The organism is Rickettsia endosymbiont of Urophora cardui (assembly GCF_964030725.1).
Taxonomy (GTDB): Bacteria; Pseudomonadota; Alphaproteobacteria; order Rickettsiales; family Rickettsiaceae; genus Rickettsia.
In genome coordinates this window covers 100,197-112,881 of sequence record NZ_CAXIPY010000006.1, presented here as the reverse complement: position 1 = coordinate 112,881, position 12,685 = coordinate 100,197, and the positions used below count along the sequence as shown (strand labels likewise).

The window sequence follows — 12,685 nt, the reverse complement described above, 5'->3', positions numbered from 1 at the left end:
TGGAAAGTTCTATAATTAATTAAGCCAGATATAATCAATTTTTAATCTCTCAGGGTTTAATTCCCCGAAGCTCTGCTTCGTGATATCATAAGAAACAACTAAAACTTTTTTAGATACCTCGTAGCTCTGCTGCGAGGAGCATCATTTAAATATAGATATATCATGGCTCATTTAACGATAGATGAAAGATTTAAAATATACGAAATGAATAAGAGTGGTTATAGCTCGCGATATATAGGGACAAAGATTGGCCGTGATAAAAGCACTATATGTTATGAACTCAAGAGAATGAGGCATAATTATAGACCAGATAGGGCTAACACACTTGCTTGCAGTTTAAGGCAAGGTAAGAGAAAAAGAAAATTAGATATTGATAATAATTTACGAGCAGAAATAATAAAGCAGTTAACACAGGGTATTTCACCAGATATAATTTCAGGTAGACGTAAACTATCACGAGATACTGTCAATATTTCTACAGAGAGTATAGACCAGTTTATTTATACATCTCCTATAGCACAAAGGCAAAAATTATATTTATCTTTAGCAAGAAAAAGGAAAAATAGGTTGCATCATGGTACAAGAATCAGAAACAAAAGAATTACAATACCAAATCGAGTTTCCATTACTGAAAGACCAGAGATAAATAGAAAGATAGCAGCAATAGGTCATTTAGAAGGTGATTTAACTTTTAACAAAGGTAATCAAAGTCGTAATATAGGCGCTCTTGTGGATATCAGAACACAAAAAGTGTTTCTCACTTTAAACCGTTCAAAAAGAACACAAGATGTGATTGGTAACATGAATAAAAAACTTAAACAATTGTCGCATATAATCAAAAGCATAACGTTAGATAATGGCAAAGAATTTACCAATCATGAACAACTATTGCCAAAATCTGAACGAAAAGTATATTTTTGCAATCCTTATTCTCCATGGCAAAAACCATTGATAGAGAAGATTAACTCAATGGTGCACAGAGTATACTCTAAATCTTTAGATATAAAAAAATTAACAATAAAGCAATTACAAGAAATTGAGGATTTTTTAAATAATTTACCAAGAAAAGTGCTCGGTTATAAAACACCCAATGAGGTATGGGAAGAAAATATAAATCTGGCTTAATTAATACTGGAATTTACCCTTTGTTGCATAAATAAGATTTGTAGAGCAAGAGTGGTGATAATCTGGTAAGATGTCCTGAATTAAAAATAATCCAGATTATATGAGATCTCGGAAGAAAGCCCCTTTTAGTAAATCACGCAAGTATTCTAAATATAAAATAACGAATTGGTCAGAATATAATAATTTTTTACGCAATAGGGGTCGCATAGATTTTATGATTGCCAGTGATTTGGCGATTGGCTGGTATGCTGATTACAGAGAGGAAATGAAACGAGGAAGACCTAGACGCTATAGTGATCACGCTATATTACAGTGTTTGAAGATCAGATGCTTATTCGGTCTTAAGTTACGCCAAACCCAAGGCTTTATAAACTGGCTCTTTGAAATATCGGGTTTATCTATTAGATGTCCAGACTATACAACATTAAGTAAGCGTATGAAGTCATTAGATCTTAGGTATTTACATGGAAATCAAGATAAAGAATTTAGTTGTATTGCAATGGATAGTACAGGGATACAAGCCTACACAGGGAACGAATGGCTAGAAAATAAGCATGGTAAGCAATATAAGCGTCGCATATGGAAAAAGCTACATATCGTTATAGAAGATCAAGGTATGATACTTGCCGATAGTACCACAGAGCATACTATAGATGATAGATCACAGATTGGACTACTAACAGCTAATGTCAGAGCCAAGGATTTTCTGGGAGATCGAGGGTATGACGGTGAATCTACATATCAATTGTTGAGAAAGAAGAAGATAAAACCAGTTATTAGACTCCCAAACTCTTCAGTAAAAGTTCAATCGCTTAGGGATAAAACTGAGAGAGATGCAGCTGTTATATATCAACAAAACAAAGGATACCAAGCATGTGATGAACGAACATTAGAATTACCCATGACGAATATTAAAATTACCCATTTTTGAGTAAAAAGTCCGTCCGCCAAAACTCTACAAGCCTTATAGATAATATGGTTTTAAGACAAGAAGTAATACAACAATCCGTAAGAAAATGATAAAATATGGTCATAAACCTTATGGATTTCAGTCAATGCCAATAGACAACATTATCAAATCGCAAGAACAAGGGAAACTGTTTGGTTATAAATTAAAAGAAGAATTAAACCCAAATAATAAGCTATATAAATTAAGAGAATTAATAAATTGGTCTAGGCTCGAAGAGTGGTTATCAAAAAATGTTTGTATTAAGAAATTTGGTAGAAATAGAAAATGTCATAGAGTGATGCTTGGCATAACGATGCTACAAGCAATGTATAATTTTTCAGATTCATTATCAGAGGAAGAGCTAAAAGAGAATATGTATTGGCAGTATTTCTGCGGGTGGGAATATATAGAAAAAGACATAGCTATCTCGGAAACTAGTATACGACGGTTTCGTAGTGTATTAGGTGAAGCTGGATATAATGAGATATTATCGGAGTTGATCAGGGTTGGGATAAAAACTAACACAATTAAAAAAAAAGATTTGGAATTAATCATCGCTGATACGACTGTACAAATTAAGAATATCAAACACCCACACGATGTTTATTTAATGGATAAAGCTAGGCTTAGCATAGTAAAGCTTTGCAACAGTTTGGGTATACATTTGAATGAAACATACGCTAGAACCTATAAACGCGATATAGTAAAGCTATGGAAATATAAAGAACATAGTAAAGCCAAGAAGCGTTGGAAAATAATGAAGCATTTAAAAATATTACTGGGTCGTTTGATTAGAGTATGTGAGCGTGAGATCAAAAATAAGCAATTAAACTTGTCTCTCAAAAATCAAGAAGTATTGCAAAAAATAAAACAAATACATAACCAATCTGTTTTAAAAAGAGAAGCTAAAAAGCAATATAAAGAAGATAACAAAGTATTATATAGTTTTCATGCCCCTGAAGTAGAGTGTATAGGAAAGGGAAAACGCAACAAGCCATATGAGTTTGGCAATAAAGTAGCGGTAGTAGTAAGTGGTCGTAGAAATTTTGTTTTATCCGCAAAATCGTTTCATAATAATCCTTATGATGGTCATACATTGCATCAGAGCTTTGAAGCAGTAGAGAGTGTCACTGGAATCAAGATAAAGAAATCATTTGTTGATCTTGGGTATAGTGGTAGCAATGTAAAGGAGAAGAGTAAGGTATATACCCCAAAAACGCGGAAGAAGTTGTTACAAGAGGACAAGTCTATGATCAAGAGACGCAGTGCCATAGAACCAATAATAGGTCACTTAAAGCAATATGGTCGGATGGGTAGAAACTTCTTGAAAGGTATGATAGGAGATATTATCAATCCAATAATCTCTGCTATTGGTTTGAATTTACGATGCATTGCAAATCATTTACAAATCGTGTCTAACTCCACATAAATCAAAAATATCATCATGCAAAAACTAGATGAACGATAAAAAATCGTTAACAATAGCTCCATATCAAAATTAGACCAACACAGAAATGTATCAGTAAAAATTAACATAACTTATTAATTTTTATTGAAAATCTTAGCAATTTGTTGTCAAAACTCTATCCCATTACAAATGATCAGGATTTGAAGTGTTTTTGGCGGATAGACTAAAAAATATTGTCTAAAGTGTTACATTATTATCCTCCGAGGCTCTGTCTCATCAATTGTGTAAATTTCGTGAACCATTAAATTCTACCATCAAATTTGATCATAAAATGAGCCATAGCTTCATTCCAATTGGGGATAGGCATAGACCATTTTTTGGTAATATAATCAATTGTCAGATATAAAACCTTAAATACTGCGTCATCATTTGGAAAGATGCGTTTATTCTTAGTAACTTTTCTCAATTGGCTATTCAGCGATTCTATCGCATTTGTAGTGTAAATAATCTTACGAATCTCCTTTGGATATTGCAAGAAAATTATCAAATTATCCCAATTATTATACCAAGATTTAGCTATATGCGGATATTGCTTACTCCATTTTTGATCAAATGACTCAAGAGCTAATTCTGCTTCTTTTTCAGTAGCAGAAGTATAGATTAGTTTCAAATCCGCTGCTAATTGCTTTCTATCTTTATATGATACATATTTGAGGCTATTCCTGATCTGATGGACAATACAAATTTGATGTTCAGTTTTCGGATATACTGATGCAATAGCATCAGACATACCAGTTAGATTATCACTACAAGCAATTAAGATATCTTTTACTCCTCGATTCTTCATTTCAGTAAAATTACCAAGCCAAAATTTAGCTCCTTCATTCTCACTTATCCATAAGCCTAAAATATCCTTTCTGCCAGATAAATCTATTCCTAAAGCTACATATACTGATTTATTAATAATAAGTTTATCTTGTCTTACTTTCACTACTAAACAGTCAAAATATACTATAGGGTATACTGATTCAAGAGGTCTACTCTGCCAAATCTTGACCTCATCTATTACTTCATCTGTAATCCTGCTGATTAGGCTCTCACTGATCTCAGCTCCATATAATTCTTGCAATTGTGTTTTAATATCAGACACACTCATACCCTTCGCATATAAGGATATTATCTTTTGGTCTAAGCCATCTATTCTTGTTTGTTGGTAAATTCCAGTATTAATTAAGCCAGATTTATATTTTCTTCCCATACCTCATTGGGTGTTTTATAACCGAGCACTTTTCTTGGTAAATTATTTAAAAAATCCTCAATTTCTTGTAATTGCTTTATTGTTAATTTTTTTATATCTAAAGATTTAGAGTATACTCTGTGCACCATTGAGTTAATCTCTCAGGGTTTAATTCCCCGAAGCTCTGCTTCGTGATATCATAAGAAACAACTAAAACTTTTTTAGATACCTCGTAGCTCTGCTGCGAGGAGCATCATTCTTCTCTATCAATGGTTTTTGCCATGGAGAATAAGGATTGCAAAAATATACTTTTCGTTCAGATTTTGGCAATAGTTGTTCATGATTGGTAAATTCTTTGCCATTATCTAACGTTATGCTTTTGATTATATGCGACAATTGTTTAAGTTTTTTATTCATGTTACCAATCACATCTTGTGTTCTTTTTGAACGGTTTAAAGTGAGAAACACTTTTTGTGTTCTGATATCCACAAGAGCGCCTATATTACGACTTTGATTACCTTTGTTAAAAGTTAAATCACCTTCTAAATGACCTATTGCTGCTATCTTTCTATTTATCTCTGGTCTTTCAGTAATGGAAACTCGATTTGGTATTGTAATTCTTTTGTTTCTGATTCTTGTACCATGATGCAACCTATTTTTCCTTTTTCTTGCTAAAGATAAATATAATTTTTGCCTTTGTGCTATAGGAGATGTATAAATAAACTGGTATATACTCTCTGTAGAAATATTGACAGTATCTCGTGATAGTTTACGTCTACCTGAAATTATATCTGGTGAAATACCCTGTGTTAACTGCTTTATTATTTCTGCTCGTAAATTATTATCAATATCTAATTTTCTTTTTCTCTTACCTTGCCTTAAACTGCAAGCAAGTGTGTTAGCCCTATCTGGTCTATAATTATGCCTCATTCTCTTGAGTGCATAACATATAGTGCTTTTATCACGGCCAATCTTTGTCCCTATATATCGCGAGCTATAACCACTCTTATTCATTTCGTATATTTTAAATCTTTCATCTATCGTTAAATGAGCCATGATATATCTATATTTAAATGATGCTCCTCGCAGCAGAGCTACGAGGTATCTAAAAAAGTTTTAGTTGTTTCTTATGATATCACGAAGCAGAGCTTCGGGGAATTAAACCCTGAGAGATTAAAAATTGATTATATCTGGCTTAATTAATTATAGAACTTTCCCATAAGAGTCATAATGTCACAGTACTAATATATCATTTAGTAACGCCGGCAAAGTATAGAAGAGTAATATTCAATCAAGAACTAGATGATTATTTGTGTAAAATTTGTGAGCACATAGAAGATCGTTATGAAATTAGATTTTTAGAAATAGGAGTAGATAAAGATCACGTACATTTTTTATTACAGTCAATACCAATGTATAGCCCAACAAAAATAACTCAAATCATAAAAAGTATTACTTCTAAGAAAATGTTTAAGAAATATCCAAATCTTAAAGAAAAATTATGGGGAAGTGAGTTTTGGAGTAAAGGATATTTTATGAGCACAGTAGGTAAACATGGTGATGAGCAGAAATTACGTAATTATGTACAGAATCAAGGTTCAGGCAAACCTTCTTATAAAGCATTTCAACAAAAACAGTTAAAGCTTTTTGGATAGATACCTCGTAGCTCTGCTGCGAGGAGCATCATTTTACAATCAAAAGTCAAATATTATTTTTAGAAATTCTACTTTTGTTATATTTTATGGGAAAAATTTTGTAATTATTTGAAGATATTCATCAAGTATTTTTTGGTTTCTTTCAACAAATTTTAGTGAATTTTCTTGATAGTTTTTTAATTCTCTAGAATTATTAGGATCAAGCAAATATTCCAGCATATTTAATAACTCTTCACCGCTTTTGATTTGAATAGCTGCTTTACTTTGCAACACGCCTTTAGCAATATCAGTGTTTTTACTCATATCAGGACCAAAGATAATACAATTAGAGAAATGTGCCGCCTCTAAAATATTATGCCCGCCTTGTTTGAAAGAACCACCAATAAAAGATATTGAAGATATGGAGAAAAATAAACCCATTTCACCGAATCTATCAACTATATAAAGATCATCAGTTAAAACAGGTAAGTCATTCTGTGATTTAGCAGTAGCTGATAAATCTTGTGCTATGCAGTTATCAAGAATTGATTTAATACGTTCAGGATGCCTAGGGATTAAGATAATATAGCAATTTATAACTTGTTTTTTTAAGTTTTTTATAATAGGTAAAATAATTTGTTCATCTTCCGGATGGGTGCTAGCAAATACGATAATTTGCTTGTTTTTTAGATGTTCACTTAGTTTTATAAGTTCTTCTTGATTAACAGGAAGTTTTTCATTAGCAAATTTAATATTTCCTAAGTTAGTTGTGTGTGATATTCCAAGCTCATTAAATTTTTGTAAATCACGCTCACTTTGCACAATAACTTCGCTAAAATTTTTAACAATGAGCTGAAAAAAGCCTTTTCTTTTCTTCCAAGATTCAAAGGATTTATCAGACATACGGGCATTCACAAGCAATAATTTACACTGCTTTGCTGCTTCGTTAATAGTACCTGGCCATAATTCCGATTCTATGAAAATACCTAAATCAGGCTTCCAATTATTTAGAAAAATTTTGGTAAAAATAATATTATCTATCGGAAGCAATTGGTGAGTAGCTATTTTAGGTAATTTGCTGCTTAATATTTTAGCAGAAGATTGTGTCCAAGAAGTGATTAAAAAACGGACTTCAGGAAAATGTTTGCTTATATTATCAACTAAATTTAAAGCAATCATAGATTCGCCGACGCTAGCCGCATGAATCCAAATTAAAAATCCATTATCTTGCCTGTGTTTACCGATTGCAAAACGCTCCTTAACACGCCTTATATCTTCTTTGCCTATTAATAAGCGAATGAAAATTATAACAAAATAAATAGGTAATAATAAAAAACTTAAAAAGTAATATAAACGCATCATTTTATTAAGTTCTCAGTTAAATTAACTAAATATTTTTCAAGATTCATATGATTTTGTACTTTATTGTCGGTCAGCTCTAAAGGTGACCCTATTATTACTTTAATCGTACCAAATGGCAAAGGGATTATCAACTTATCCCAGCTTTTGAACCTAAAACATCTAGAAGTAGTACTGACTACCGGAATTAATTTTTTATTGTATTTATAAGCAATTTCAGTAATTCCACTATTTATTTTATATACAGGACCTTTAGGACCATCAGGCGTAATTATTACATTTGCACCTTGAGAAAGCTTTTTGATAATATTCCGCAATGCCCCAAGTGGATTTTTATTGCTAGAACCGACTATAACTTTGCAGCCAAATTTATCGACTAAATCATTTAATATCTTACCATCTAAATGTGGGGATATTAATGCGTAAACATCTGACATTCCTTTAAACATAGCAGGACTTAATGCAAGCATATTATGCCAAAATGCAAAAATTACGCCTTGCTCATTTAAAAACTTTTCCTTATTGCCATTATCATAAAATATAAATTTTTGCTTTGAAGTAAAATAAACAAAACGCAAATACCAATATAGTAAAATAGTAATTAAACTAAGGACAAATTCATTACGTTTTAAAAATTTTTTAAAAGCTTTACGCATTAGTTTTTTTATTAGTTTAGTAGTTGTAACGTCATTGCGAGGAAAATTACAAAGTAATTTGACGAAGCAATCTCAGGAAGTTCGATAAGATTGCCGCGTCGATGTTACACATCTCCTCGCAATGACGCTATAGAATTACAAGCCCGCTCCATCCGCAAACAAGCCTCTTCCAGCTCTTCCATAGAAGTAGCATAGGAAATCCTGAAATATCCCTCTAAGCCAAAAGCAATACCAGGGACTACAGCGACTTTTGCTTCTTCAAGTAAATATTCACCGAAATCATTACTATTATTAATTACTTTTCCTGATTTAGTTTTAGCTCCAAAAATCTTATCACATTTAATAAATAAGTAAAAAGCCCCCTCAGGTTTATAGCATTCAAAATATTTCACTCTTTGTAGAATCGATAAAGCAAGATCATGTTTTTTCTCAAAATTTAAAGCATTTTGTGCAATATAGCCTTGCACGCCATTTAGTGCCTCAACGGCTGCTACTTGGCTTATTGAACATGGGTTTGAAGTACTTTGTGACTGAATAATAGTCATAGCTTTAATTAAAGCTTTCGAACCTGCACCATAACCTATACGCCAACCTGTCATAGAATATGCTTTGGATACGCCATTAACAGTAAATATTCGATCTTTTAAATCAGGAGCTATTTCTGCTAAAGTATAAAATTTAAAACCATCAAAAGTAATATGCTCATAAATATCATCAGACATGACGTTTACATACGGATACTTTCCTAGAATTTCAGCAATATTTTCTAACTCTGAATGGCTATAGCTTGCACCTGTTGGATTACTAGGCGAATTAATAATAAGCCATTTTGTTTTAGGCGTAATTAACTGCTCTAAAGCCTCACCACTTAGTTTAAAGTTACTTTCAATACCACAATTTGCAAAAACTGGCACGCCTTCAGCAAGTAAAACCATATCGGGGTAAGATACCCAATAAGGAGCAGGAATAATAACCTCATCACCTTTATTTAAAGATGCCATAAATAAATTATATATAACTTGCTTGCCGCCGGTGCTAACTATTATTTCCTCAAGATCATAATCTATATTATTTTCTCGTTTAAATTTAGCTTGTATCGCTTCTTTTAAAGCTGGTATCCCCTCAACGTTTGTATATTTAGTAAACCCATCTTTAATAGCTTTGATCGCCGCTTCTTTGATATTATCAGGCGTATCAAAATCAGGCTCACCTGCCCCAAGTGCAATAATATCAATGCCCGCTCTTTTAAGCTCAAGCGTTTTCCTAACTACTGCAAGCGTCGGAGATGGTTTTATAGCATTTAATCGCGTAGAAATAATTGACATAACGTTAGCCCGTATTAATGAAAATGATCATATAGTAAGTTTTAAATTCTGTGAAGAAAATCTTAATCATCTAAATCAACTTCAATAAATTCGCCTCTTTCCGCTCGCTTAATAGCTTCCATTATTCGGCTAGCATTTACTGAATTAGACAGTAAATATAGTGTTTCTTTTGTAGATTCATCATCTTCATCAGTAATTGATTTCATAATATAACCATTATTTTATTTTAAAATTTATAAAGATATGCTTTATTATATTAGATAATATTTAATTTAAAAATAGCTATGCTTAGTAAAATAAAGGATAAAATCAAACATTTTTGCTTAACGATACTAAATATACCAAATTTTATTAAAAACAAAATTCTAGAATTTAAAAAATATTTAAATGATTGTAAATATAAAATGAATCATTTAAGTGAAACCAATTATGAGCTTGGACTTGAACATTTATATAGAGGTAATTTAAACGATGCATTACTGAGATTTAAATTAGTCGATAACTTTTTTAGTCCTAATGATTCTAGAGTATATTACCAATTAGGTTGGACTTGTTTTTTAAAAAATGACTATCCAAAAGCCATAAAATATTTAGAAAAATCAAATGAAAAATATAAAGCAATTTTTATAAATTTTTTGAACAATTATAAAAATGCTACCGAAATACCTGTGGAAATTTGGGGACAATACAGGGACTTAACTGCAAAAAATTATCCAAGTATTTTTAACAATGATAAAAATATTCATTTGCCTTATAGATTTGTGAATGAGAGCTTGAAGCATATAACTGACCTGCCAGATGATTATTCTATCTTAGAACTTGGTGGTAATATAGGACTTGCCGGATACGAATTAGAAAAGCGTTTTCCAGAAAGCTTTACTTTAACAGCTGTAGAAATTTCTAGTTTAATGAATGATATTCAAGAAGAATATTATGCTAACCTTAAAATTTACGATCAGATATATAATATTTCCATAAGTGAGTTTCTGAAACAAAATTCAAATAAATTTGATATTATCTTAAGTTTTTGTGGATTGACTTTTTCTAAAGATCTTTCTGCATATTTCAATGCAATATATTCATCGCTCAATCAAGATGGGTATTTTTCTCTTTGTTTACCTACTAATTCGAATACGCATTATTCAGTAAAACGTAAAGAATTTATTTTTAATTTAAATGAAATAAATAATATTTTACAAAAAAATAATTTCGTTATATTAACTTCTGAAGAAATAATCCTAGCGGAAAATAATAAATACGGTATTATTATTTGTAAGAAAACTGAAAATAAATCATGAGAATACTAATTATACTTTCGATTATCCTATGTTCATTATTCGCAAAAGCCGATCTTGAATATGTAGATGATGACATATACAACTATAATGGTAGCAGTAATATTAATGGTTGCCGAGAAGTTTACGATCCATACGAAAAATTTAACCGTAAAATTTTTGCTTTTAACTCAGTATTAGATTATATATTCTTGCGTCCTTTAGCGGTTGGGTATAAAAACCTTACAAATGATTATATGAAAGCACGCGTTAATAGTTTTGTTGGTAATATTGATATGCCACTTACGGCTGTAAATTATGGGTTGCAGCTTAATTACGATAAGACTATGAAAAGCGTATGGCGGTTTATCATTAACACAACGCTTGGTATAGGTGGTTTATTTGACGTAGCAGGTAAAGTAGGGCTGCCATCAGATCACCAGACTTTTGGTAATACTCTTGCACATTATGGAGTAGGTCCAGGTCCTTATTTGGTGTTACCGATAATAGGTAGTACTAATGCAAGGGATATGACTGACCCAATATTTACTAATTATGCACTTAATCCTTTAATGTATTATACTCATAAAGATTTTGAATTAAGTGTTTTAGCGGTGAGTAAAATAAATGATAGATATAATGTATTATCATTTAGTGATTATGTTATGAAGAATTCGTTAGACCCTTATGCTACTATCAGATCGGCATTACACCAAGCTCGTGAAGCATCTGTTCAATATCCTAAAAACTTTAAATGCCCTAACCTAAAAACGTAAATTCTAATTAAAAGAGGTTCTTATGCAAAAAATTATTACTAGCTTATTTTTATTGATTTTTACATTTTCTTCTTATGCAGACGATAATGCCCCTGCAGGTTTAAATGATTATGTTACTAACTTAGTAAATGAAGCTTCTACTACTTTAAATAATCCTAACCTATCTCAAGATGCAAAAGTTGCCAAAGCACGTGAACTAATGCATAATAATCTAGATTTTGACTGGATGGCTAGGTATACATTAGGACGTAACGGAGTACAAACTTTATCTAAGGAACAAATTGCAAAGTTTACAGAAGTTTATTCTAAATATGTTACTAAAGCTTATACTGATCTAATAAAAGATTACAAAGGTGAAAAACCTCAAGTAACAGGAGTGCGTGTTCTAAGCCCAAAAGATTCTATGGTGAGCATGAATATTAATAATAAAGGACAGGATATTAAAGTAGAATATTTAGTGCGTAAAATGGAAAATGGAAAATTCAAAGTTTCCGACGTTATTACAGAGGGTGTAAGTCTTATTGGTGCTCAACAACAAGATTTTACTTCGACTCTAAAAGACCAAGGTTTTGATGCTTTAGTGCAAAGCCTACAAAGCCGTTCATAAAAATTTGTCTATGTAGAAGTCAAGATTTGATCTTACAGACACTATAAATTTCGCACCTGATTGTCAGTTAAATTTTGACTGTCAGATACATATTCAAGATACAAGATTTCATTATTCTTTTCAACAGCTAATTTCTTACTATCCTGAAAAGTTTGCATAGGAGTTTTACCATAACAATATTTACCAGAATGAGGTCTTTCATTATTGAAATGCTCTAACCAAATATCAAGATCTAATTGTAAATCATCAAGATCTGTATAAATCTTTTTTCGCATAGCCGTATCAAAGAATTCTTGTTTCATGGTTTTAATTTAATTAAAAAAATCTATCATACT

At 31.4% G+C, this 12,685-nt stretch carries 11 protein-coding genes and 3 pseudogenes; 7 read left to right on the top strand and 7 right to left on the bottom strand.

Features of this window, described 5'->3' with window-relative positions:
• Positions 1–162: 162 nt before the first annotated feature.
• The 3 genes from AAHI98_RS08155 to AAHI98_RS08145 all read left to right on the top strand — a co-directional run bounded on the left by AAHI98_RS08155 (position 163) and on the right by AAHI98_RS08145 (position 3,503).
• Complete coding sequence (locus tag AAHI98_RS08155) at positions 163–1,125, top strand: IS30 family transposase (RefSeq protein WP_342225603.1); 963 nt, start codon at positions 163–165, stop codon at positions 1,123–1,125.
• Between the two features lie 100 nt (positions 1,126–1,225).
• Positions 1,226–2,056 (top strand): IS5 family transposase, encoded by an 831-nt coding sequence (locus AAHI98_RS08150; protein ID WP_342225602.1) that lies wholly within the window; start codon positions 1,226–1,228, stop codon positions 2,054–2,056.
• An 85-nt stretch (positions 2,057–2,141) separates the two neighbouring features.
• Positions 2,142–3,503, top strand: coding sequence for an IS5 family transposase (locus AAHI98_RS08145; protein WP_342224717.1), 1,362 nt, complete (start codon positions 2,142–2,144; stop codon positions 3,501–3,503).
• A 280-nt stretch (positions 3,504–3,783) separates the two neighbouring features.
• On the opposite strand, the pseudogene AAHI98_RS08140 reads toward AAHI98_RS08145, so the two are convergent.
• Both AAHI98_RS08140 and AAHI98_RS08130 read right to left on the bottom strand, forming a co-directional pair.
• A pseudogene (locus AAHI98_RS08140) lies at positions 3,784–4,695 on the bottom strand (IS256 family transposase); the annotation flags it as partial.
• Between the two features lie 17 nt (positions 4,696–4,712).
• A pseudogene (locus tag AAHI98_RS08130) lies at positions 4,713–5,775 on the bottom strand (IS30 family transposase).
• A gap of 146 nt (positions 5,776–5,921) precedes the next feature.
• Between AAHI98_RS08130 and tnpA the strand changes: the two are divergent.
• Positions 5,922–6,374, top strand: a complete 453-nt coding sequence (tnpA, locus tag AAHI98_RS08125; RefSeq protein ID WP_342226137.1) for an IS200/IS605 family transposase — start codon at positions 5,922–5,924, stop codon at positions 6,372–6,374.
• Between the two features lie 84 nt (positions 6,375–6,458).
• On the opposite strand, the gene waaA is transcribed toward tnpA, so the two are convergent.
• From waaA to AAHI98_RS08105, 4 genes are all read right to left on the bottom strand, one after another.
• Complete coding sequence (waaA, locus tag AAHI98_RS08120; protein ID WP_342225598.1) at positions 6,459–7,715, bottom strand: lipid IV(A) 3-deoxy-D-manno-octulosonic acid transferase; 1,257 nt, start codon at positions 7,713–7,715, stop codon at positions 6,459–6,461.
• The gene (locus tag AAHI98_RS08115; RefSeq protein WP_342225597.1) at positions 7,712–8,368 is read right to left on the bottom strand and encodes a lysophospholipid acyltransferase family protein; all 657 of its coding nucleotides are present in this window, start codon (positions 8,366–8,368) and stop codon (positions 7,712–7,714) included. Before AAHI98_RS08115 ends, waaA begins: the two co-directional genes overlap by 4 nt.
• Positions 8,369–8,472: 104 nt before the next feature.
• Positions 8,473–9,693, bottom strand: coding sequence for a pyridoxal phosphate-dependent aminotransferase (locus tag AAHI98_RS08110; protein ID WP_342225596.1), 1,221 nt, complete (start codon positions 9,691–9,693; stop codon positions 8,473–8,475).
• A gap of 62 nt (positions 9,694–9,755) precedes the next feature.
• Positions 9,756–9,899: a hypothetical protein gene (locus AAHI98_RS08105; RefSeq protein WP_342225595.1), complete on the bottom strand. Its 144-nt coding sequence runs from the start codon at positions 9,897–9,899 to the stop codon at positions 9,756–9,758.
• A 78-nt stretch (positions 9,900–9,977) separates the two neighbouring features.
• Between AAHI98_RS08105 and AAHI98_RS08100 the strand changes: the two genes are divergently transcribed.
• From AAHI98_RS08100 to AAHI98_RS08090, 3 genes are read left to right on the top strand one after another with little or no spacing between them, the layout of a single operon-like run.
• Entirely contained in the window at positions 9,978–10,991 is a 1,014-nt protein-coding gene (locus tag AAHI98_RS08100) for a methyltransferase domain-containing protein (protein WP_342225594.1), read from the top strand.
• Positions 10,988–11,743: an MlaA family lipoprotein gene (locus AAHI98_RS08095; RefSeq protein ID WP_342225593.1), complete on the top strand. Its 756-nt coding sequence runs from the start codon at positions 10,988–10,990 to the stop codon at positions 11,741–11,743. The genes AAHI98_RS08100 and AAHI98_RS08095 overlap by 4 nt, the downstream gene beginning before the upstream one ends.
• A gap of 22 nt (positions 11,744–11,765) precedes the next feature.
• On the top strand, positions 11,766–12,350 hold the full coding sequence (locus AAHI98_RS08090; protein WP_342225592.1) for an MlaC/ttg2D family ABC transporter substrate-binding protein: 585 nt from the start codon (positions 11,766–11,768) through the stop codon (positions 12,348–12,350).
• A gap of 41 nt (positions 12,351–12,391) precedes the next feature.
• On the opposite strand, the pseudogene AAHI98_RS08085 reads toward AAHI98_RS08090, so the two are convergent.
• Positions 12,392–12,658, bottom strand: a pseudogene (locus AAHI98_RS08085) (integrase core domain-containing protein); the annotation flags it as partial.
• Positions 12,659–12,685 lie beyond the last annotated feature (27 nt).